Raw genomic sequence first — 22,117 nt, forward strand, 5'->3', positions numbered from 1 at the left:
CCTATCATTTCTCTGCAAGACCTTTACAGGACCGACAGGATGGTCTGCATCTTAGCTTCAGTTTCCTTCCACTCCTTCTCCATCTCGCTCTCCTTCAGCAATCCGCCTCCTGCATAGAGTTCGCAGGAGCCGTCATCCAGAATGTTCATGCAGCGCAGGGAAACATAGAGATGCGTCTTTCCTTTCGGCGAAATCGGTCCCACAAAACCACTGTAGTATTTGCGCGACTGATGTTCATGCTGCAGGATAAACCGGCGAGCTTCATCCTTCGGTATTCCGCAGACGGCAGGCGTAGGATATAAGGCATCGAGCACATCGCCCAGACGCCCCGTATCATGCAGACGGAAAGCAATGTCTGTACGGAGATGATAGAGATTGGCAGCCATCGTGGTATAAGGTCCCTTCTTCTGATAATCATCCGAAAAGACCTTGATGCAATCCTCGATATAATCGGTTACATACTGCTGTTCCTCTCTGTTCTTCTCCGACCATTCTATCCCTTCTACCGGATAATCGGCTACGGTCTTGGAAGGTTCAGCCTTTTGGGTGCCTGCCAGCGACATGGTTGCCATCTGATTCTGTTCACCTTTAAGCAGAATTTCAGGTGTAGCCATCAGCCATAAACCCGATTGGGGTGTATAAACCAAGGCTACAAAAAGACGGGGATACATCCGGCAGGTCTTCAGAAACAGAGCCTTTAAAGAGTCTGCATCCTGCACAACTGAAGCATTGGCTGTATTCTGCACAGCTGAAGTCTTGCCGGCATCTTGCACTGCTGAAGTCTGGACAGATTCTAAAGGCTGCCGATGACTCAGAATACGCAGTTTTCTTGCCAGAACAATCTTGCTGAATTTACCTTCAGAGATCTGCCGGTGAAAGCATTCAAACTCCCTTGCATAGGCTTTAAAATTACGTCCCGACGTAGATTCTGCTACGTCACGACGTAATTTCTGCTGCGTCACGACGTAGGAAGTGCCGCATCGCGATGCATTTTCAGTCCCCTCGGCAGAGAGAAGTTTGCTTTCATCCGGATGCATTAACACCACGGGACATTCGCTGGATGGCGCGAAAGGAGCTATCACGAAACCTTCCTTGCCATTCAGTTCTGCCACAGAAGAGAGTACCTCAGGTTCTCCCTCATGTTGAGCCACATAGGTAGCATGGTGCAGATAAGGCAGACGATAATACGCAAAAGCTATCATACCTTTGTTTCTGCCCCCTTTTTCTGATTGTCTTTCTTTGGAGTGAACACATAGTTGGTTACCTGTACAGTACAGATTACCTCACCAGCCGTATTCTTGATATCCACCTGCCAGGTATGCAAGGTTCTGCCCTTGTGCACAATCTTGGCAAAGGCAGTAACTATATCGCCCTCGCTGACCGCCTGAACATGAGTACCGCTCACGTTGATACCCACGGCAATCTGTCCCGGACAGAGCGCCAGGGAACCGATACCCGCCACATTCTCGGCAAGAGCCAGAGAAGCTCCTCCACTCAAGAAGCCGAAAGGTTGGCGATTACGCTCATCTACCATCATCGTTGCCTGAAGCGTATCAGGCTCAGGGGTAGAAATGAAATGCATTCCGAGGGTCTTGGATAATCCATCAGTCTTGCTGATTCTTTTTACTAATTCATCTATGTTCATCTTATGATCTTCTATTTTTCGTATTTTGTTATTGATTCAGAGCTATTCGTTTCCTCTTCGCTCCAAAGTATGTTTCTGATAAACTCAACGCAAAGGTAAGACTTTCTTTAGAGAAAACAAAATTTATCTCACTTTTTATTTGATGAAGGGCAAACTTTACATTCCTTTTCCTTTCTTTAATAATAAAAAACATAAAAAACGGCATATAGTTCAGATTTATTTTGTATTTTTGCACCAAAAATAAGAAAATAAAAGATATATCTGAATAGAATATGAACATTTTAGAGCTAAGCGAACAGGAAATCGTTCGCAGACAGAGTCTTCAGACATTGCGCGAGATGGGTATCGACCCATACCCAGCAGCAGAGTTTCCAACCAATGCATTCAGCACAGATATCAAAGCTGAATTCAAGGACGAGGACGAGCCACGCCAGGTAGTTATCGCCGGACGTATGATGGGTCGCCGCGTAATGGGTAAAGCTAGCTTCGCTGAGTTGCAGGACTCAAAGGGAAGAATCCAGGTTTATATCGCCCGCGACGAGATTTGTCCAGACGAGAACAAGGACCTTTATAATACTGTATTCAAGAAACTCCTCGATATCGGTGACTTCATCGGTGTAAAGGGTTTCGTATTCCGCACACAGACTGGCGAGATTTCTGTTCACGCCAAGGAACTGTGCCTGCTCTCTAAGAGCTTGAAGCCACTCCCTATCGTGAAGTATAAGGATGGCGTGGCTTACGACAAGTTCGATGATCCAGAGTTGCGTTACCGCCAGCGCTACGTTGACCTCATCGTTAATGATGGCGTAAAGGATACTTTCCTGCAGCGTGCTACCGTACTCCGCACTCTGCGCAGCGTACTCGACAACGCAGGTTATACTGAGGTAGAGACTCCTACCCTGCAGAGCATTGCCGGTGGTGCTTCAGCCCGCCCATTCATCACCCACTTCAATGCGCTCGATCAGGATATGTACATGCGTATCGCTACCGAGCTCTACCTGAAGCGCCTCATCGTAGGTGGTTTCGAGGGTGTTTATGAAATCGGCAAGAACTTCCGCAACGAGGGTATGGACCGTAACCACAACCCTGAGTTCACCTGTATGGAGCTTTATGTTCAGTACAAGGACTACAACTGGATGATGGCTTTCACAGAGAAGTTGCTCGAAACGATCTGTATCGCAGTAAACGGCAAGCCAGAGCGCGAGATTGATGGCAACATCATCAGTTTCAAGGCTCCATATCGCCGTCTTCCTATCCTCGATGCCATCAAGGAAAAGACCGGTTTCGACTGCAACGGCAAGACCGAGGAAGAGATCCGCGCATTCTGCAAGGAGAAGGGCATGGACGTAGATGAGACCATGGGTAAGGGTAAGTTGATTGATGAGCTCTTCGGTGAGTTCTGCGAGGGCACCTTCCTCCAGCCAACCTTCATCACCGACTATCCGGTAGAGATGTCTCCATTGACCAAGATGCACCGTTCTAAGCCAGGCTTGACCGAGCGTTTCGAGTTGATGGTTAACGGTAAAGAACTTGCCAATGCATACTCTGAGCTCAACGACCCAATTGATCAGGAAGAGCGTTTCATCGACCAGATGAAGCTTGCTGACAAGGGTGATGACGAGGCAATGATCATCGATCAGGACTTCCTCCGTGCCCTCCAGTACGGTATGCCTCCAACATCAGGTATCGGTATCGGTATCGACCGCTTGGTCATGTTGATGACAGGCAAGACCTTCATCCAGGAGGTACTGTTCTTCCCACAGATGAAGCCAGAGAAGAAGATGCCACAGAGCACCATCAAGGAATGGGCAGAGATTGGCGTGCCAGAGGATTGGGCATACGTGCTCCGCAAGGCAGGCTTCAATCTCATCTCTGATATCCGTGAAGAAAAAGCACAAGGCTTGCAGCAGAAGATTGGAGAAATCAACAAGAAGTACAAGCTTGGCTACGAGAAGCCTTCTGTTGACGACATCCAGGGCTGGATTAATGCAGCAAATGCTTAATTGATAATGCATAATTAATAATGTATAATTAATAAAGAGTTCCGGCTTTTTATTGGTTATACATTATATCTACAAACAAAGGCGAAAGCCTCATTATTAATTATTAATTATAAATTCATTCGAAGTGTTCAACTGCGGTAAAATAGCGATAATTGGCGGCGGTAGCTGGGCTACGGCAATAGCCAAGATTGTGGTGGGTCATACTCATCATATAGGCTGGTATATGCGTCGCGATGACCGCATCGAGGACTTCAAGCGCATGGGGCACAACCCTGCCTATCTGATGTCGGCACGATTCAATGTAGATGAGATTTTCTTCTCTTCCGACATCAACAAGATAGTGCAGAACTACGATACACTCGTGTTCGTCACCCCGTCGCCTTATCTGAAGAATCATCTCAAGAAGCTCAAGACGCGACTCAGCGACAAGTTCATCATCACAGCCATCAAAGGTATTGTACCAGATGAAAACCTCGTTTGCTCAGAGTATTTCCATCAGGTTTACGATGTGCCTTACGAGAACCTCGCCTGCATCGGAGGTCCTTCTCATGCCGAGGAGGTGGCACTGGAGCGACTGAGCTATCTCACCGTGGGCTGTAGCGATACCGAAAAGGCGCGTGCCTTCGCCAACGATTGTCTGGCGAGTGAATTCATCAAGACCAAGACTTCGAGCGATGTCATCGGTATCGAATACTCTTCGGTTCTGAAGAACGTATACGCCATCGCAGCAGGTATCTGTGGCGGTCTGAAGTATGGTGACAACTTCCAGGCGGTACTCATGTCAAATGCCGTTCAGGAGATGCACCGCTTCCTGACAGCCGTCCACCCTATCGACCGAAGCATGTACGACTCAGTTTATCTGGGCGACCTGCTCGTAACAGGTTACAGCAACTTTTCCCGCAACCGCACCTTCGGAACCATGATAGGCAAGGGCTACAGCGTGAAGAGTGCGCAGATAGAGATGGAGATGATTGCAGAAGGATATTTCGGCACCAAGTGTATGAAGGAAATCAATCGCCACATGCACGTCAACATGCCGATTCTCGATGCTGTATATAATATATTGTACGAGCGCATCAGTCCGCAAATCGAAATCAAACTCTTGACCGACTCGTTCAGATAGGCACATCCTATCCTTTGGTTTCGGCAGAAGAGTTTGTCTTCAAGTAGTAACATTAACACATTCATTTAGATATTAAAAGAAAATGAAAAGTATCAGCTTAAACATTACAAAGGCTGCATCATTCCTTGCAGAAGGTGCAGTAAAGGCTTACGAGCCTAAGGTTAAGGCCGCTCAGGAAGCTCTTGAGAACGGCACTTGTGAAGGTAACGATTTCTTGGGATGGTTGCATTTGCCTTCTTCTATCACTCCTGAGTTCCTCAATGAGATTCAGGCTGTTGCCAATACTTTGCGCGAGAAGTGTGAGGTGGTTGTTGTAGCAGGTATCGGTGGTAGCTACCTCGGTGCACGCGCCGTTATCGAAGGCCTCGGCAACTCTTTCGCTTGGCTCGTAAACGACAAGAAGAACCCTACTATCCTCTTCGCAGGTAACAATATCGGTGAGGACTACCTCTTCGAGTTGACCTCTTTCTTGAAGGACAAGAAGTTTGGTGTCATCAATATCTCTAAGTCTGGTACCACTACTGAGACTGCTCTCGCTTTCCGTCTTTTGAAGAAGCAATGCGAGGATCAGCGCGGTAAGGAAGAGGCTAAGGATGTTATCGTAGCTGTAACCGACGCCAAGAAGGGTGCTGCACGTACTTGTGCTGACAAGGAGGGTTACAAGAGCTTCATCATCCCTGATAATGTAGGTGGCCGCTTCTCTGTTTTGACCCCAGTAGGTTTGTTGCCTATCGCAGTAGCAGGTTTCGATGTAAAGCAGCTCGTAGCTGGTGCGGCTGACATGGAGAAGGCTTGTGGCAAGGACGTAGCTTTCGAGGAGAATCCTGCAGCTATCTATGCAGCTACACGTCAGGCTCTCTATACTCAGGCTGGCAAGAAGATTGAGATCGTATGCAACTTCCAGCCTAAACTTCACTACTTCGCTGAGTGGTGGAAGCAGCTCTATGGTGAGAGCGAGGGTAAGGACCAGAAGGGTATCTTCCCAGCTGCTTGCGACTTCACTACCGACCTTCACTCTATGGGCCAGTGGATTCAGCAGGGCGAGCGCTCTATCTTCGAGACTGTTATCAGCGTAGAGACTCCTAACGAGAAGTTGCTCTTCCCTCACGATGATGAGAACCTCGACGGTTTGAACTTCCTCGAGGGCAAGCGTGTTGACGAGGTGAACAAGATGGCAGAGCTCGGTACACGTCTGGCTCACGTTGACGGTGGTGTTCCTAACATCCTGGTTAACGTACCAGAGTTGAACGCTTACTACCTCGGTCAGCTGATCTACTTCTTCGAGAAGGCTTGCGGTATCAGCGGACTCTTGGAAGAGGTGAACCCATTCAACCAGCCTGGTGTTGAGGCATACAAGAAGAATATGTTCGCATTGCTCAACAAGCCAGGTTATGAGGCTGAGAGCAAAGCTATCCAGGAGCGCTTGAAGAATGAGTAAAGCTAAATGTTAAGTGTTAAATGTTAAATTAGGGCTAGCGCCATTAATACTGGGCAAAGAAATTGCTCCGTTAGACAACTTAACATTTAACATTAAACACTTAACATTAAAACACAAAGGTTGATGAAGGAAATTATTTTTAAATATATGAAAGAACACGGCTTTGGGGAATTCAACCCTAAAGCCGTGCTTTTTGATATGGACGGCGTGCTGTACAACAGTATGCCAAATCATGCTGTGGCATGGCAGGAATCGATGAAACAGTTTGATATCCACATGACAGCAGCCGATGCTTATGCCACCGAAGGAGCCCGAGGCATTGACACCATCCAGATAATGGTGAAGAAGCAGAAGGGCATCGACATTACGCTGGACGAAGCACAGAAGATGTATGATGTGAAGACCGAAATATTCCACTCGATGCCTACTGCCGAAATATTTCCTGGCGTAAAGGAAATCATGCAGAAGATTAAAGATGCCGGCATGCAAGTAGGAGTGGTAACAGGAAGCGGACAGCGCCCGCTCATCATGCGACTGCTCAACGACTTCGGCGATTTTCTGGATGAAGCTCATATCGTAACCGCCTATGATGTAAAGCGCGGCAAACCAAATCCTGACCCATATCTCATGGGATTGCAGAAGGCAGGAAACCTGAACCCCTGGGAAGGCATCGTGGTAGAGAATGCTCCTTTGGGCGTCCGTGCCGGCGTGGCAGCCAACATTTTTACGGTAGCAATTAACAGCGGTCCGCTACCAGATGAAGAATTATCCAATAAGGGTTGCAATCTACTCTATCACCAGATGACTGAATTCTGTGATGACTTTGAAAACCTGATTGCTAAGGCTTAATCCGGTTCACCCACAGATATTCTGACTTATTCAATAAAAAGACATCATTAAAAACATATAATGACATGAATAGAAAAGTAGCTTTAATTACAGGTATTACAGGCCAGGATGGTTCATACTTGGCTGAATTATTGTTGGAAAAAGGGTATGATGTTCACGGAACTATCCGCCGATCATCTACCGACTACCGCGAAAGAATTGCCCATTTGGAGGGTAGACCTAATTTCCATCTTCACTATGCTGACCTCGGTGACTCTATGAGTATCATCCAGGTAATGAACAAGGTGAAGCCAACAGAAGTTTATAATCTTGCAGCTCAGAGCCACGTACAGGTGAGCTTCGACTCCCCTGAGTTTACAGCAGATGTAGATGCTACCGGTGTGCTCCGTATCCTGGAGGCTATCCGCCAATGCGGTCTGGAGAAGACCTGCCGCATGTATCAGGCTTCAACATCTGAGCTCTACGGTAAGGTAGAAGAGGTTCCTCAGAACGAGAACACTCCATTCCACCCTTATTCTCCATACGCTGTTGCCAAGCAGTATGGTTTCTGGATTGTCAAGGAGTATCGTGAGGCTTATGATATGTTCTGCTGCTCTGGTATCCTCTTCAATCACGAGAGTGAGCGCCGTGGTGAGACTTTCGTAACCCGCAAGATTACTTTGGCTGCAGCCCGCATCAAGCAGGGCAAGCAAGACAAGCTCTATCTCGGTAACCTGGATTCGCTCCGCGACTGGGGTTATGCCAAGGATTATGTAGAGTGTATGTGGCTGATTCTCCAGGCTGAGAAACCAGAGGACTTTGTGATTGCAACAGGTAAGCAGCACTCTGTTCGTGAGTTCGCCCAGCTGGCATTCCACTATGTAGGAATCGAACTGAAATGGGAAGGCAAGGATGAGAACGAGAAGGGTATCTGCGTTGAGGGTCCTGAGGAACTCATCGGCAAGACACTCGTTGAGGTTTCTCCTGATTTCTACCGTCCTACCGACGTGGTGAACCTCTGGGGTGACCCAACAAAGGCTAAGGCTAAGCTCAACTGGAATCCTAACACCACCTCTTTCGAGGATCTCGTAAAGATTATGGTAGAGAACGATATGGCGAAGGTTGCTGCCGAGGATGCCGGTCAGAAGGTTCGCTGCAATCTCGCAGAATATCTCGAAAAAGGTATTGTTAAGTAATAGCTAACAGTTGATAGTTTACAGTTGATAGTTTACAATAATAATCAATGTTATCAAAAGATAGTAAGATTTATATAGCAGGACACCACGGACTCGTGGGTTCTGCTATCTGGAATAACCTCAAGAAGAGAGGTTATAACAACCTGGTAGGTCGTTCTCACAAAGAACTCGACTTGACCGACCAGTATGCAGTAGAGAAGTTCTTTGACGAGGAAAAGCCTGATGCAGTAGTATTAGCTGCTGCCTTCGTGGGCGGTATCATGGCGAATTCATTGTATCGTGCAGACTTCATCATGCAGAACATGAAGATGCAATGCAACGTAATCAGCAACGCTTATTCTCATGGCGTGAAGAAGCTCCTCTTCCTGGGCTCTACCTGCATCTATCCTAAGAATGCACCGCAGCCTATGAGCGAAGATGTGCTCCTTACTTCTCCGCTGGAATATACCAACGAGGAATATGCCATCGCCAAGATTGCCGGACTGAAGATGTGCGAGAGCTACAACCTTCAGTATGGTACCAACTATATCGCTGTGATGCCAACCAACCTCTATGGCCCTAACGATAACTTCCATCTGGAGAACAGCCACGTAATGCCTGCGATGATGCGCAAGATTTATCTTGCCAAACTCATCCACGATGGCGACTGGCACAGCATCGAGGTGGATATGAACAAGCGCCCTATCAACCCTACTGATAAGCTCCGCGAAATCATCGGCGAGGGTAACGTAGACGGCAGCAACTCTCACGAGCGCATTCTGAAGGCGCTGGAGTTCTATGGCATCTACGACAACAAGGTAGTGCTTTGGGGAACAGGCAAACCATTGCGTGAATTCCTCTGGAGCGAAGATATGGCAGATGCCAGCGTTCACGTGCTCCTGAATGTAGATTTCAAGGACATCATCGGTATCGAGAAGTACAGTTCTGTATTCTATGGTGCCAAGGTAGATGGTGCTGTGGATAGAAACAACTCTGAGGGCCGTGGTGGCGCTATCCCTTCTCTCGGTGAGATTCGCAACTGCCACATCAACGTGGGTACCGGCAAGGAGCTCACCATCCGTGAACTTTCTGAGCTTGTAGTAAAGGCAGTAGGTTTCGAAGGCGAGGTAGAGTTTGACGCCAGCAAGCCAGATGGAACTATGCGCAAGCTCATCTCTGTAGATAAGCTCCACAGCCTCGGCTGGACGCATAAGGTAGAGATTGAGGATGGTGTGAAGAAACTCTTCGACTGGTATCAGGAGAGTCTGAAAGACTAATAAAGAATATCGACAATGGATACAGAACAACTTTCTATGACCAAGATCGGTCTTTCCGCCGTCATCGGCGTTGTTCTCAACCTCGTTCTTCCTAAGACGAAGAAGAAAGAGGCATAAATAAGGAAAAAGCTTTGAAAACGAGATTGTTTTCAAAGCTTTTTCTTTTTTATTAGAACAAAAAGAGAGGTAAAACAAGGATTTTAACCTACTAAAACAGTTCTTTCAACTAAGAAAAAAAGCATTTATACTTAGATAAAATCTCCATTCATAGACGTTGAATGTCCGTTCAAAGACGTTGAACCGCGGTTCAACGTCTATGAACGGAGATTTCAATAGGGTTAAAGAACATTTTATCCTATAATCAACCAAGACTTTTCCTAGGATTAACACATTATTAATACAGGAAGAAGGAAGAAAGAAGGTAAGAGAGATGAAGAAAAGACGTTGTTTCTATCTCGAACTAAACCGATTGTACAAGAAAAGCGTGCAAGCTACATCTCTGTCGCCTGCACGCATCCTCTTTTATTTAATCGCGCTATGATATTATAATCGCTTTTTACAATCTCGCTCCGAATCTTGCGCTTGGCAATGGGGCGGTGAAGTAATAGTTCTGGTCGTTATTCTTATCCAGGAAATTCACCTGCTTCATGCCGAAGAATGGCAGACCTTGTGGGAAGAGGCGGGCAAAATCGGTTACACCTCCTGAGAGGGCAGGACTGCCTGCCTGATAATCGAAATTCCAACTCTTGTCGAATGCCAATGGAGCACCCTGGGCTACATCATCAATTTCGCAATTGATGTTCATCTTCTCGCTCTGCTTGAAACTCTTGAAGAGAGGGTTGAGCTGACCAGCCACGCTGCTCTTGATATCGGTATCAAACCAGATGCCGAGTTCTGCATCCTTCGCCATCTGCGCTACGCCTGTCTCTGTAGATGCAAAGTAGTAGTTTGGTGTAAGACGACTGTGCTCCATATCAGCACCATCCTTCTTTGGCTGCTTCAGTCCGAAACGGGAATCGTAGATGAGATTGTTCACGAAGACTGGCTTCGCTGCCTTCTCTACCCAGACAGAACCACCCTTTTTGTTTTTGGAACGGCGCCAGCCGCAGTTGACGATGGTGTTGTTATAGACGGTCATCTCAGAGAGAGGGATTACCTCGCTATTGCCGGCATTAGATAGCTTGAAGGCGTTGGTGCAGGCGTTGTAGATGATGTTGTTGGCTACATCGAGCTTGCAACCTGCCTTTACGTTGATGGCCTCGCCACCATCGGCTGCATTTCCGCTATCGGCAAAGATATTGTTGATAATCACGCCGTTACCACCTGTAAAGTAAGTCTGGTCGTTGTAGTTGTCATGGAAGAAACTGTTTGCCATCACAAACTTGCCGTTTACATTACAGAAGTGGAAGGCTGGCACACCGCCATCGATGGTGGTCTTGAAAAGCTTGTTCTGGAAAGAAGCTGAACTCTCGGTAGGAGTAGCACCGGCATAGGCCACATCTACATGGTTGAGCACCACCTCTTCTGAATTGTAGCCGCAGATGATGCCGCCCCAATCGGCTGGTTTCTTGGTATCAGAAGTAAAGACTACCGGTTTTTCGGCGGTTCCCAGGCAATAGAGATTGCCCAATACTACGATTTCTACCGGCACCTGAACCTCTGATTTGCAGGTAACGGTTACGCCCGGCTCGATGTAGAGCGATGCTCCTACTGGAATTTCAACGCTCTGGCTCAGGGTAGTATCCTTGGTCCAAACCACAGAACCTACGGGATATTCTGCCACCTTCGTTGTGATGACATCCTTAGAACCCTGGTTCTCATTGCCATCACTTCCATTACCGCCATTATTCACGTAATCGTATGGATTGATATTATCGTTCTCGCAAGATGTGGAGAACATTGCAGCTGCTGCCATCAACAGCAAAGCAGCAAAAGTATTTATCTTTTTCATTTCTTCTTTTTTCTTTTTTAACTTTAATATAAAGACTTGGGGACCAGCGATGGAATCGCTGGGAACGGGGGCGCAAAGGGGGGAAGGCTCTTTTTACCTTTTAAAGTCTGTATCTTACTCCCAGCAGGAAGGTTCTGCCATACTGATAAGTTCCCACGATGGTCTTATCGCTCTTCTGGCCCTCATACTCCAGGTTGCTCTTGTTCACGGTCTTCAAGTATCTCTCACGCTTGGCATCGAGCAGATTGTTTGCCTTGAAGAAGATGGAGATGCCGTTCTTGAATTGCTTCTCGGCACTCAGGTCGAGACCGAACATCGCCTTGTCCCACTGGTCGGCATCCTTGAAGGGAGAAACCAAGGCGAGCTTGGTGCCCGTGAAGGAAGAGGCCAGCTGCGCATTCCAGCCATGCTCCGTATCCTTATATAATAAGGAGATGTTGGCGGTATGAGGAGCCTGGTTAACCAGCGGACGGGTCTGGGTTACACCCGTCTTATACTCGGCACTACCCTCCTGGTACTCACGCTTCGAGGTGGTGATTTCAGAATGGGTGTAAGTATAATTCGCCTTTACTCCGAAGTGGCGGATGTACTTGATTACGTCGATTTCGAAGCCCATGTTCTTGGCATTACCCAAGTTATCAGGCATGTAATAGGCATCGGTTCCGGCTCCAATCTTGCCATCCGATGTTACGAACACCTGCTCTATAGGGTCTTTCAGATACTTATAGAATACGCCGGCAAGAATCTGTTCGGTCTTGCTTGGGAACCACTCCCAGCGCAGGTCGATGTTGTCGATGCGGGCACGCTTCAAGTTTGGATTACCCTTTTCCTGATACTCCTCGCCCTGAATCTGATAAGGCACTATCTCATAGAAGCCTGGACGGTTGATGGAGCGATAGTAAGAGAGACGCACGTTCATCTTCTTGGTTGGCGTCCACTTGATGGATGCCGATGGCAGATAATCCCAGTAGCTCTGCTCGCCCACCTGTCCCATATTGCGGAAGTGCTGGAGCATGGTGTAAATCTGGTTGGTGTGCTCGGCACGGAAACCGGCATTCAGTTCGCCCACCTCGCTCTTCATGGTTACCATGGCGTAGGCTCCGCCGATGTGCTCCTTGGAATCGTAGTTGAGCTGCGAAGCCTGAGAATAAGGAGTCTTGCAAACCCAATCGATGTGAGCAAACTGGTCTATTCCGTTGCCATCCAATCGCTGCGAGATGTCGGCAGGATTGAAGATGTAAGAATAATATCTATTGCTGCGTTCCTTTCTGCGATACTGTGCGCCCGCCTTCCAGATAGCCTCCACAGAGTTGGCGAAATGGGTATCGTAAGAGAGGTTGATGTAACCCGCCCAGTCGGTATCCTTGTTGTGCTGGAATCGGCGTTCAGCACTCTTAGGCAGGGTCTTGGTGATGTTCTTGTCGCCTTCCCAGATGGAACCCGAAACGGCATCGCCGCCATTCTCGGCTTTTCTGCTCACGGTATTCGTCAGGGTAACGTAAGTTCTGTCCGGATCTTCCTCCTTAGCCTGCGAGAATACGCCCGACCAATCTATGGTAAAATCCTTGGCAAGATGATGCGTACCCTTCAGGTTGGTGGCGAAGATGCTCTGGGTGGTTGAGAGAGAGCGCACCTCATCGTCCTGGGTGTAGCTGTCGGCTCCGATGTATTCGGTATTGACGCTATTATTGTATCTGGTGCCCTTGGAATTGGTGCGCACATACATGTTGTACCATTCCAGCTTGTGACCAGGCAGGGTTAAATCTATCTTGGCATGAGCACCCGCAGTAAGGTCGTGGATGCTGTAGTAGCGATGCTGCAGATTGGAAATGTACATGGCCTGCTCGCCCGAAGCCATCTTTACGGAATTGTAGGTGCGCTCGGTGCCGCGGAAAACATTCTGCACGCTTCCGGCAAGCATCACGCCCAGGCGGTCGCCCCAGAATCGGTTGCCGATGCTCAGACCTCCGATGAAATTAGGAGATGGCATGGAATGGCTCTTCAACAGAACAGGACCGTTCTTGAAATCGCTCATCTGTGCCTTATAGTCTTTTCCGAAAGCCTCGTAAGGAGATTTCTTTGTATAATCAGAGCGGTTGCTGGTAAGATAATCTCTGCCATCCTTCCAGAAATAATCACTTGCTCCGATGGCTGCATTCGCCTGAATCTGGAAACGGGATGGGGCATCCTTCATCACCATGTCCACCACGCCGCCGGCAGCATCGCCTTCCATATCAGCAGTAAGAGACTTGGAAACCACGAGGCGGTCCATCAGATCTGAAGGGAAGATATTCAAAGGGATGTAACGGTTTTTATCATCCGGACTAGGAATCTTCACACCGTTCACCAGGGTGTAGTTGTAGCGCTTGTCCATGCCTCGCAGGATGGCGTAGGAAGCCTCGCCCGATGCATCACGCTCCATGGTTACACCCGATACTCGCTGCAGAACGCTCGCCACGTTGACATCAGGCGAAAGCTGGATGCTCTGCTGGCTCATCACGTTGAGCACGTTGCCGGCATTCTTCACGGTTTCTATGGCACTTCGGTCGCTGCGGTATTCACGATGACCGGTAACCACCACTTCGCCCAACTGCTTCAAGTCTTCATCCATCGGAATATCCACCTTGTCTTTCTTAGCCACATCTACTACCATCTCCCTGGTCTTGTACGACATGTAGGAAACGATGATGGTCACCTTGCCCTTATCAGGCAATTCATGCAGGGTGAAAGTACCATCAAGTCCGGTGGTGGTACTCACGTTGGGCAGCTCCTTTACTCGGATTACGGTTCCGATGAGGGGTTCGCCCGTTTTGTTATCCTTGACTATACCATCCAGCGTATGTGCCTGGATGGTGGTAGTCGCTGCGGCAAGAAGCGCCGCACTCAGTAAAAATCTTTTCATCTATATCGCTATTGAAATCTTCATTCGTTTCTTTTCGCAAAAAAGCTTCTTTTACCTTTTTACTTTTTTACCTTTAAAACCGTGTGGATGATTTTTCCATCCTTGTCAATCATCGACATTCTGAGCTGCTTCTTATCTGCTGTAAATACAGAGAAACCATCGGCAGAACTGCAGAACACAGTACCATCGATAGGCTTCACAGGACGAGCCAGAGATGAAGAGGAATTGACTACGTAGTCGATGTTGTCGCCCTTCTTCTGGATATGCTGGAAGTTGTGGATGTGGCCGCAGGCATAAATCGCCACATTATTATATTTATGGAGGATAGGAAGAAGGCGCTTCTGCATGTCGAGGCGCTCATTCTCCTTCTTCGTGGTGTAGGCGTAGATAGGATGATGGCCTACCACGATGACCCAGTCTTCCTTGGCATTCTTCAGGGTTTCGTCGAGCCATGAAAGCTGAGCCTCTGCATCCTGCTTGCAGGCATCAGGATAGATTTCTGAATTCTTGCGGTAAGAATCGATAAGAGGTGTGGTGTCGAGGAAGATGACACGGATGGCAGTTCCCTTGTGGTCAAACACCTTGGTGTAATATTTGGCTGACATCATCCAGCGGCGGCTCACCTTGCCGTAGTCCATAAAAGCCTGAGTATTACCACGATACTCATGGTTGCCACAAACCGGGAACCAGTCGAGCATCAGGTCGGGATGAGAATAAACATATTCGTAATTGGTAAGCCACAGAGGGTCCTGGGTGGAAGCCACGCCATTGAAATGGTGGATGTCGCCTACGGCAAGTACGCATTCCGGATCTACCGTGCCCGCCATCTCGCCCATCAGTTCGGCGATAGGCTTCTGGTCGTAGTATCCGTTGCGGCCCATGTCATTGGTCATGTAGAGGGTGATTTCGCCCTTCAGTTTCTGCCATTCGGCAGCATTCGCCTTCCAGTTAGGATTCTGCGGAATGGCGGTTGCTGCACTCTGAGAACAGGTTGTTAATGCTGCGTTTTGAGCCTGTGCAGTCAAGCCTCCGCCCAACAATAAAGCCGAAGCCAAAACTACTGTAACTACTCTACCTTTCATCATAGCAAAGCCATTCATGCTGCTATGCTTACCCGATACTTTCTTTTCCATTTTTTCTTTATCTAACAATAATACCTTTATTAAAGATTTCCCCTTTCGGGGTAATACCTGTTAAATTTCGGGTGCAAAGGTAGGGGTATTTTGTGTCAAAGAGGTTACAAGGATTTTAATTTGCAGATAAAAGATACTACAATTTTATTACGGGAGTTTCCCCCGATGCTTTTAGGGAAAATCATACGCTGGTTTATGGTTTTCCCCTTGTTGTTTTCAGCTATTCTCCCTATCTTTGCACTACGTTAGAAGAAAGGCTGCACTCGACAATTTGAAAGCAAGCTTTCATTGTGCTCGTTTGCACCTTCTTTGCACCAGAAATAAATAAATGCAGTAATAACCCTTTAAAGAGAAGATAGTTATGAAAAGAATGATTATGACATTGGTAGCAGTATGGATGATGATTACATCTATGAATGCTCAGAGACTGACAAATATTCAGGCAGAAGCCCGTTTTATCACAGATAAGATGGTGGTGGAACTGGGATTGAGCAGCGCCCAGCGCAACAGCATCCTGAACATCAATCTCAATTATCTCAATGGCATCCGCAGCTATCGCGACATCGATGCCTACGGCTGGCATTACCGCAACAAGCAGCTCAAGCGCATGATGACCGCCAGACAATGGAAGAAATTTAAGAACTCATACTATTTCTATCGCCCTATCGGCTGGCAGAATCATGTGTATGTTCACCATATTTACACCAAGTATCCAAAGCATAACTGGGGACACGACAAGCGCCGCCCTCGCCCTGAGTGCAGCTACGGAAGACCAGGATGCCCAGGCGGAACCCATGTAACTTATGGACCAGGAAAGCCGTGCAAGCATCACAAGCATCACAAGCACGATAAGAAGTGGAAGCACGACAAGAAGAAGTGGAAGCACGATAGAGATTGGGATGATGACTAAGATTAAGACAAACATCCGATGATAAAACAGAAGAAATCCAAGCTAGAGATGATTCTCCGGCTTGGATTTCTCGTTAAATAAAAACTAACTATGCCGACTAACTAATCATTAATCATTAATAACTAACAAAACGTCTTCCACAATCTGCTCATCGAGCAGGCGATTATCCGAAAGCAACTTCTTCACATCGTATCTGTCATAGAGTCCCTTCCTGATGCCGCCCACCATCACCTTCATATCCGAAGTGCCATAGTAAGAGGCGATACGCTCGCCGAATCCGCCATCCTTCGATCCATCCTCCAGAGTTACCACCAGCTGATGGTTTGCCTTCAGGCTATCCAGCACTTCGGCATCCACCTCGTTCAGATAACGTGGATTGATGAGCGTAGCATCGATGCCCTTATCAGCCAACAGGCGGACTACATTCTCGCCCTTCTGATAGAACGAACCGGCGGCGATGACTGCCACCTTCTCGCCCTGGTGCATCACCTTGTACTTTGCCTCGTAACCATATTCAGCATCAACGGCTTCTGACGTATGAACCACGCCATTGCTTGGCACGCGGATGGCGATAGGTTTCTTATCCTGCAGAATGCTCCAGCGGAGCATGGCGAAATACTCCTCACAGGTGGTTGGAGCCAGATAGATGAGCCCCGGAATGCTGCAGAGCATCGGAATATCGAAAAGGCAGATGTGGGTGATGTCGTTCATCGAGTTCACTCCGCCTCCTACCACGTTGATTACGGCTGGGTTGGAATTGATGCAGAGGTCTTGCGCTATCTGGTCGTAGGTACGTTGGATAAAGGTGCTGTAAACGGTCCAGACAGGATGCAATCCGCCCTTCGCCATTCCCGAAATCATGGCCACCGCCTGCTCTTCGGCGATTCCCATATCGATGTGCTGCTTGCCAGCCAGTTGGCGCTTATCGGCAGTAAAGCCACCTGCGGTAGGAGTACCGGCGGTTACGGCGATGAGGGTCTTATCCTGCTTCATCGCGCAGAGCATCCAGTCGGCAAATAATGTACCATAATCCTCTGTTGGAGCAACCTCCGGGAGGGTTCCATCGGCATTCCTTCTTGGTCGCGAACCGTCTTCCAGATTGAAAGGCATTCCCCAATGCCAAGCCTCCTTGTTGGCTACGGCTGGCGCAAATCCATGACCTTTCTCTGTGTGAATGTGAACCACGGTAGGCTTATCCGTATCCTTCACGCTCTCGAAAACCTGGATGAGTTTTCCGATGTCGTTACCCTCTTCCAGGTACTTGTATTCAAAGCCCCACGCCTTGAACCAGTTGTGCTCGCAGGTGCCATTGCTCTCGCGCAAGGCACGCAGGTTCTTATAGATTCCGCCATGATTTTCGGCGATAGACATTTCGTTGTCGTTCACCACGATGATGATGCCCGTACCGAGTTCCGAAGCCTCATCCAGTCCCTCGAAAGCCTCGCCGCCAGAAAGGGATCCGTCGCCGATAATGGCGATGATGTTCTCATCGGTTCCCTTGATGTCGCGCGCCTTCTGCAAACCGGTGGCAAGACTCACGGAAGTGGAAGTATGCCCCACCTCAAAATTGTCATACTCCGGACATTCGGCAGGAGAAGAATAGCCCGAAATGGCATTCATGTCATCCACATCGCCGAGGAATCCCGCAGCTCGTCCGGTGAGCACCTTATGCGGATAACATTGGTGGCTTACGTCAAACACGAGTTTATCCTTTGGCGCATCAAAAACGTAGTGAAGCGCCACGGTTGCCTCCACGAATCCCAGGTTCGGTCCCACATGACCGCCATGCTTGCTCACACGGTTCAGCACAGCTTGTCTGGTTTCATCAGCCACCACCTGCAGTTCCTTCAAATCCAGCTTCTTCAAGTCGGCTGGCGACTTTATTTTCTCAATATACATTTTCTTATAGTTTTAATTATGATTTCTGGGTGCAAAGATACGAAGAATCCTGGAAACACGCATTACCCAAACTACAGAAAAAATGAATAATTCTCCCTATTCCTTCACATCCAGCATTATCGGCATTACATTTCATCGTAACCCACTCGGGGCGCTCCAGGTCAACACAGGCAAAGATCTTGCCCAAAATGCGAAACACCAAGGTCCGCTCATCAAAAGGAAAAGCTTCGGTTACGAGGGGAAGCGAGAGGCAATACTCTCTAACAGATTCTATATTCATCATTTCTTCTGATTATTTCTAATTAAAATGTTTCTATGTTTGAGGGGACAAAGATAATAAATTCTGATGAAACGGCAAGACTTATTCCATAAAAAAAAAAGAAAAACTTTAAAATAACTCCCTTATGGGATACCTGAAAGCAACCTTTTTGTATCTTTTTCAATAAAATGTTTGGTAGTTACAATTATTTATTGTAGATTTGCAGCAGTTTTTTTTAAGAAGGAGTGCTTATGCAGAAGAAAAAGGATAAAAACCTGATGAAAACCGATGTAAAACCGATGAAGCAAGGACTGCTATCCCGGATTTTCCATCTCTATTACGATGGTTTCAGGACGATGACCCTGGGCAAGACGCTCTGGACCATCATCCTCATCAAGCTTGCCATCATCTTCCTGGTGCTCAAGCTCTTTTTCTTTCCAGATTTTATCAATACGAATGCCAAGAACGGAGATAAGGCGGGCTTCGTATCCAAGGAAATTCTGAACAGATAAGGCTCAGAATCCCGCAACCTTCACATCGAAAGAAATACAAAAACATTATATAATAACAATTATAAAACCATTCAACTATGATGACAAATTTATTGTTAGACATTACATCAGCCACCATCGACTGGTCGAGGGCGCAATTTGCACTCACGGCCATCTACCATTGGCTGTTCGTGCCACTCACCCTGGGACTGGCAGTAATCATGGGCATCGCCGAAACATGCTACTACCGCACCAACAAACCGTTCTGGAAGCACGTAACCCGTTTCTGGCAAAAACTCTTTGGCGTGAACTTCGCCATGGGCGTTGCCACGGGAATCATTCTGGAGTTTGAATTCGGAACCAACTGGAGCAACTACTCCTGGTTCGTGGGCGACGTATTCGGCGCTCCCCTAGCCATCGAAGGCATCCTGGCATTCTTCATGGAGAGCACCTTCGTAGCCGTAATGTTCTTCGGCTGGGATAAGGTGAGCCGGGGCTTCCACCTTGCCTCCACCTGGCTCACGGGACTTGGCGCCACCATTTCTGCCTGGTGGATTCTAGTAGCCAACGCCTGGATGCAATATCCTGTAGGGCAGGAATTTAATCCCGACACCATGCGCTTCGAGATGACCTCGTTTATGGATGTGGCACTCTCGCCATTCGCCATCAACAAGTTCACCCATACCGTTACTTCCTCCTGGATCATCGGCGCCACCTTCGTAGTAGCCGTAAGCTGCTGGTATCTACTGAAAAAGAGAGAAACCCAGCTGGCGAAGGCGAGCATCAAGATGGGTGCCGGAGTAGGACTCATCGCCACCCTGCTGGCTGCGATGACCGGCGACAACTCCGCCTATCGGGTGGCACAGGTGCAGCCGATGAAACTGGCAGCGATGGAAGCATTATATAATGGTGGAAACGGCGAAAGCCTCACGGCGATAGCAGCCGTTCACCCCTTCCAGCAGCCTGATTACGAAAACGAGCAGGAGCCAGCCATGCGCATCGCCATCCCTAACATGCTCTCGTTCTTAGCCACCCGCACAGCCGATGGCTACGTGCCAGGCGTGAACGATATCCTCAAGGGTTACACTAAAGAGGATGGCACCCGGGAACCATCCGTGCAGGAAAAGATAGCCCGGGGCAAGAAGGCGATTGTTGCCCTGAAAACCTATCGCGAGACGAAGGCGAAAGACCAGCTCCCTATCCTCAGGGAGAACATGAAATACTTCGGATATGGTTACATCAAGGACGCCAAGGAACTGGTACCGAGCATCCCGATCTGCTTCTACGCCTTCCGCCTGATGGTGGGAGTAGGCTGCCTGCTCATCCTCTTCTTCGCCCTCAGCCTATTCTTGGTCTATAAAAAGGAAATCGCCCAATACCGATGGTTCCTCATTTTCGCCATCATCATGATTCCGCTGGCTTACATCGCCTCAGAATCGGGCTGGATAGTAGCAGAAATCGGTCGCCAGCCTTGGACCATCCAAGACCTGCTGCCAGTAAGTGCCGCCATCTCCGACATCGAGGCAGGCAGCGTGGCCACCACCTTCTTCATCTTCCTGGCACTCTTCACCACCATGCTTGCCGTAGAAATCAGCATCCTGGTAAAGCAGATCAAGAAAGGACCGGAATATGAATAAAAACTTAAGATGATAAACTTAAGATTATGAATTAACTTTATGACATTAGCATTATGACATACGAATTTTTGCAATCATACTGGTGGTTCCTCGTATCATTATTAGGAGCCCTGCTGGTGTTTCTCATGTTTGTACAGGGAGCCAACACCTTGATATTCTGTTTGGGAAAAACGGAAGAAGAGCGTCGCCTCATCATCAACTCAACGGGACGAAAATGGGAGTTCACCTTCACCACGCTCGTCACCTTCGGCGGAGCCTTCTTCGCCTCATTCCCGCTGTTCTACAGCACCAGTTTCGGCGGAGCCTACTGGCTGTGGATGATCATCCTGTTCTCGTTTGTGATTCAAGCCGTGAGCTATGAATTCCAGAACAAGATAGGTAATTTTCTTGGACCGAAGACCTTTCAGATCTGCCTCATTATCAACGGCATCGTGGGTCCGCTGCTTCTTGGCGGAGCCGTAGCCACCTTCTTCAACGGCAGCAATTTCCTGATAGACAAGGGCAATATTACCAACAGTCTGCAACCCGTCATCAGCCGCTGGGCAAACGCCAGTCATGGTCTCGATGCCCTGCTCGACCCATGGAATGTGGTGCTGGGACTTGCCGTACTGATGCTAGCCCGCATCCTGGGCATGCTCTACATCAAGAACAACATCGAGCACCAGCAGATTCAGGAGCGCTGCACCCGCCAGTTGCCATGGAATGCCCTGCTCTTCCTATTGTTCTTCCTGCCATTCCTCATCAGATTGCTGGTAAAGGATGGATTCAGCACTTCTTCTTCCGGCATTACGATAGAGAGCATGAAGTATCTTCACAATCTCCTGGAGATGCCAATCTTGCCTGTAATATTATTAATAGGTGTAGTACTCGTTCTTTTCGGCATTTTCAAGTCATCGAGGAGCGTGCAGTATAGAAAGGGAATCTGGTTTACGGGCATCGGAACCGTGCTTACCGTGCTGGTTCTGTTGCTGATAGCCGGTTGGAACAATACCGCCTACTATCCATCCAACATCGACCTTCAGAGTTCGCTCACTCTCGCCAACAGCTGTAGCAGCGAGTTCACGCTCCGAACCATGGCGATAGCCTCCCTCCTCATCCCGTTCGTGCTCGCCTACATCGTCTTTGCCTGGCGCGCCATGGACCGCAAGCGCATTACGCAGGAAGAAATAGAACAGGGTGAAGCGTATTAAAAAAAGCTGGGAAAGCCTATTGAAAAGGCTGGAAAAGCCTATTAAATATGCTCCACACGCCCTGAAAGGGCAGAAGCTCCTAGCCCAGGGCAACACCCTGGGTAAACATGCAAGCAACAACGTCGCCCTGTAAGGGCAAAAGCTTTATCATCGCCGCATTTTAAAGCTTTTGCCCTTACAGGGCGCATTGCTGAAATCTTGCTAAAACCCAGGGTGTTGCCCTGGGCTAGGAGCTTCTGCCCTTTCAGGGCGTGTG

Annotated in this window: 17 protein-coding genes; 10 read left to right on the top strand and 7 right to left on the bottom strand. The window is 48.3% G+C overall.

Going from position 1 to position 22,117, the window contains the following annotated elements:
- Positions 1 to 23: 23 nt before the first annotated feature.
- Together NQ544_RS07700 and NQ544_RS07705 are read right to left on the bottom strand one after the other, a co-directional pair.
- Positions 24 to 1,202: a chorismate-binding protein gene (locus NQ544_RS07700; RefSeq protein ID WP_006847216.1), complete on the bottom strand. Its 1,179-nt coding sequence runs from the start codon at positions 1,200 to 1,202 to the stop codon at positions 24 to 26.
- Positions 1,199 to 1,645, bottom strand: coding sequence for a PaaI family thioesterase (locus NQ544_RS07705; RefSeq protein WP_006847215.1), 447 nt, complete (start codon positions 1,643 to 1,645; stop codon positions 1,199 to 1,201). The genes NQ544_RS07700 and NQ544_RS07705 overlap by 4 nt, the downstream gene beginning before the upstream one ends.
- A gap of 272 nt (positions 1,646 to 1,917) precedes the next feature.
- On the opposite strand from NQ544_RS07705, the gene lysS reads away from it, so the two are divergent.
- The 6 genes from lysS (at position 1,918) to NQ544_RS07735 (ending at position 9,489) form a co-directional block, all read left to right on the top strand.
- Positions 1,918 to 3,648, top strand: coding sequence for a lysine--tRNA ligase (gene lysS / locus NQ544_RS07710; RefSeq protein WP_006847213.1), 1,731 nt, complete (start codon positions 1,918 to 1,920; stop codon positions 3,646 to 3,648).
- A gap of 124 nt (positions 3,649 to 3,772) precedes the next feature.
- Positions 3,773 to 4,771 carry an NAD(P)H-dependent glycerol-3-phosphate dehydrogenase gene (locus tag NQ544_RS07715; RefSeq protein ID WP_006847212.1) on the top strand — a complete coding sequence of 333 codons (999 nt, stop codon included), beginning with the start codon at positions 3,773 to 3,775 and terminating at the stop codon, positions 4,769 to 4,771.
- Between the two features lie 82 nt (positions 4,772 to 4,853).
- The gene (locus tag NQ544_RS07720) at positions 4,854 to 6,209 is read left to right on the top strand and encodes a glucose-6-phosphate isomerase (protein WP_006847211.1); all 1,356 of its coding nucleotides are present in this window, start codon (positions 4,854 to 4,856) and stop codon (positions 6,207 to 6,209) included.
- A 123-nt stretch (positions 6,210 to 6,332) separates the two neighbouring features.
- Positions 6,333 to 7,058 (top strand): inorganic diphosphatase, encoded by a 726-nt coding sequence (locus NQ544_RS07725; RefSeq protein ID WP_006847210.1) that lies wholly within the window; start codon positions 6,333 to 6,335, stop codon positions 7,056 to 7,058.
- 65 nt (positions 7,059 to 7,123) lie between these two features.
- On the top strand, positions 7,124 to 8,233 hold the full coding sequence (gene gmd, locus NQ544_RS07730) for a GDP-mannose 4,6-dehydratase (protein ID WP_006847209.1): 1,110 nt from the start codon (positions 7,124 to 7,126) through the stop codon (positions 8,231 to 8,233).
- 47 nt (positions 8,234 to 8,280) lie between these two features.
- The gene (locus NQ544_RS07735; RefSeq protein ID WP_006847208.1) at positions 8,281 to 9,489 is read left to right on the top strand and encodes a GDP-L-fucose synthase family protein; all 1,209 of its coding nucleotides are present in this window, start codon (positions 8,281 to 8,283) and stop codon (positions 9,487 to 9,489) included.
- Between the two features lie 556 nt (positions 9,490 to 10,045).
- Here the strand turns inward: NQ544_RS07735 and NQ544_RS07740 are convergent.
- The 3 genes from NQ544_RS07740 to NQ544_RS07750 form a co-directional block, all read right to left on the bottom strand.
- Positions 10,046 to 11,440 carry a beta-helix domain-containing protein gene (locus NQ544_RS07740; RefSeq protein ID WP_006847207.1) on the bottom strand — a complete coding sequence of 465 codons (1,395 nt, stop codon included), beginning with the start codon at positions 11,438 to 11,440 and terminating at the stop codon, positions 10,046 to 10,048.
- A gap of 100 nt (positions 11,441 to 11,540) precedes the next feature.
- Positions 11,541 to 14,342 (bottom strand): TonB-dependent receptor, encoded by a 2,802-nt coding sequence (locus NQ544_RS07745; RefSeq protein WP_006847206.1) that lies wholly within the window; start codon positions 14,340 to 14,342, stop codon positions 11,541 to 11,543.
- 59 nt (positions 14,343 to 14,401) lie between these two features.
- A complete protein-coding gene (locus tag NQ544_RS07750; protein WP_006847205.1) occupies positions 14,402 to 15,475 on the bottom strand; it encodes a metallophosphoesterase in 1,074 nt (357 codons plus the stop codon).
- Between the two features lie 361 nt (positions 15,476 to 15,836).
- On the opposite strand from NQ544_RS07750, the gene NQ544_RS07755 reads away from it, so the two are divergent.
- Positions 15,837 to 16,385: a hypothetical protein gene (locus NQ544_RS07755; protein ID WP_006847204.1), complete on the top strand. Its 549-nt coding sequence runs from the start codon at positions 15,837 to 15,839 to the stop codon at positions 16,383 to 16,385.
- Between the two features lie 108 nt (positions 16,386 to 16,493).
- Here NQ544_RS07755 and NQ544_RS07760 read toward each other — a convergent pair whose 3' ends face one another.
- Together NQ544_RS07760 and NQ544_RS07765 are read right to left on the bottom strand one after the other, a co-directional pair.
- On the bottom strand, positions 16,494 to 18,284 hold the full coding sequence (locus tag NQ544_RS07760; protein WP_006847203.1) for a 1-deoxy-D-xylulose-5-phosphate synthase: 1,791 nt from the start codon (positions 18,282 to 18,284) through the stop codon (positions 16,494 to 16,496).
- 16 nt (positions 18,285 to 18,300) lie between these two features.
- Positions 18,301 to 18,567: an MmcQ/YjbR family DNA-binding protein gene (locus tag NQ544_RS07765; RefSeq protein ID WP_040552866.1), complete on the bottom strand. Its 267-nt coding sequence runs from the start codon at positions 18,565 to 18,567 to the stop codon at positions 18,301 to 18,303.
- 227 nt (positions 18,568 to 18,794) lie between these two features.
- Here NQ544_RS07765 and NQ544_RS07770 point away from each other — a divergent pair, with 227 nt between their 5' ends.
- The 3 genes from NQ544_RS07770 to cydB all read left to right on the top strand — a co-directional run bounded on the left by NQ544_RS07770 (position 18,795) and on the right by cydB (position 21,861).
- Entirely contained in the window at positions 18,795 to 19,055 is a 261-nt protein-coding gene (locus NQ544_RS07770) for a DUF4492 domain-containing protein (RefSeq protein ID WP_006847201.1), read from the top strand.
- Between the two features lie 80 nt (positions 19,056 to 19,135).
- Positions 19,136 to 20,671 carry a cytochrome ubiquinol oxidase subunit I gene (locus NQ544_RS07775; RefSeq protein WP_040552975.1) on the top strand — a complete coding sequence of 512 codons (1,536 nt, stop codon included), beginning with the start codon at positions 19,136 to 19,138 and terminating at the stop codon, positions 20,669 to 20,671.
- A 53-nt stretch (positions 20,672 to 20,724) separates the two neighbouring features.
- Complete coding sequence (cydB, locus tag NQ544_RS07780) at positions 20,725 to 21,861, top strand: cytochrome d ubiquinol oxidase subunit II (protein WP_006847199.1); 1,137 nt, start codon at positions 20,725 to 20,727, stop codon at positions 21,859 to 21,861.
- Positions 21,862 to 22,117: the final 256 nt, after the last annotated feature.

Source organism: Segatella copri DSM 18205 (assembly GCF_025151535.1).
Taxonomy (GTDB): domain Bacteria; phylum Bacteroidota; class Bacteroidia; order Bacteroidales; family Bacteroidaceae; genus Prevotella; species Prevotella copri.

What these genes read in the sequence shown, in the direction of transcription:
- NQ544_RS07700 (WP_006847216.1), bottom strand. Translation starts at nt 1,202, where the DNA reads ATGATAGCTTTTGCGTATTATCGTCTGCCTTATCTGCACCATGCTACC.
- NQ544_RS07705 (WP_006847215.1), bottom strand. Translation starts at nt 1,645, where the DNA reads ATGAACATAGATGAATTAGTAAAAAGAATCAGCAAGACTGATGGATTA.
- lysS (WP_006847213.1), top strand. Translation starts at nt 1,918, where the DNA reads ATGAACATTTTAGAGCTAAGCGAACAGGAAATCGTTCGCAGACAGAGT.
- NQ544_RS07720 (WP_006847211.1), top strand. Translation starts at nt 4,854, where the DNA reads ATGAAAAGTATCAGCTTAAACATTACAAAGGCTGCATCATTCCTTGCA.
- NQ544_RS07725 (WP_006847210.1), top strand. Translation starts at nt 6,333, where the DNA reads ATGAAGGAAATTATTTTTAAATATATGAAAGAACACGGCTTTGGGGAA.
- gmd (WP_006847209.1), top strand. Translation starts at nt 7,124, where the DNA reads ATGAATAGAAAAGTAGCTTTAATTACAGGTATTACAGGCCAGGATGGT.
- NQ544_RS07735 (WP_006847208.1), top strand. Translation starts at nt 8,281, where the DNA reads ATGTTATCAAAAGATAGTAAGATTTATATAGCAGGACACCACGGACTC.
- NQ544_RS07740 (WP_006847207.1), bottom strand. Translation starts at nt 11,440, where the DNA reads ATGAAAAAGATAAATACTTTTGCTGCTTTGCTGTTGATGGCAGCAGCT.
- NQ544_RS07745 (WP_006847206.1), bottom strand. Translation starts at nt 14,342, where the DNA reads ATGAAAAGATTTTTACTGAGTGCGGCGCTTCTTGCCGCAGCGACTACC.
- NQ544_RS07750 (WP_006847205.1), bottom strand. Translation starts at nt 15,475, where the DNA reads ATGGAAAAGAAAGTATCGGGTAAGCATAGCAGCATGAATGGCTTTGCT.
- NQ544_RS07755 (WP_006847204.1), top strand. Translation starts at nt 15,837, where the DNA reads ATGAAAAGAATGATTATGACATTGGTAGCAGTATGGATGATGATTACA.
- NQ544_RS07760 (WP_006847203.1), bottom strand. Translation starts at nt 18,284, where the DNA reads ATGTATATTGAGAAAATAAAGTCGCCAGCCGACTTGAAGAAGCTGGAT.
- NQ544_RS07765 (WP_040552866.1), bottom strand. Translation starts at nt 18,567, where the DNA reads ATGATGAATATAGAATCTGTTAGAGAGTATTGCCTCTCGCTTCCCCTC.
- NQ544_RS07770 (WP_006847201.1), top strand. Translation starts at nt 18,795, where the DNA reads ATGCAGAAGAAAAAGGATAAAAACCTGATGAAAACCGATGTAAAACCG.
- NQ544_RS07775 (WP_040552975.1), top strand. Translation starts at nt 19,136, where the DNA reads ATGACAAATTTATTGTTAGACATTACATCAGCCACCATCGACTGGTCG.
- cydB (WP_006847199.1), top strand. Translation starts at nt 20,725, where the DNA reads ATGACATACGAATTTTTGCAATCATACTGGTGGTTCCTCGTATCATTA.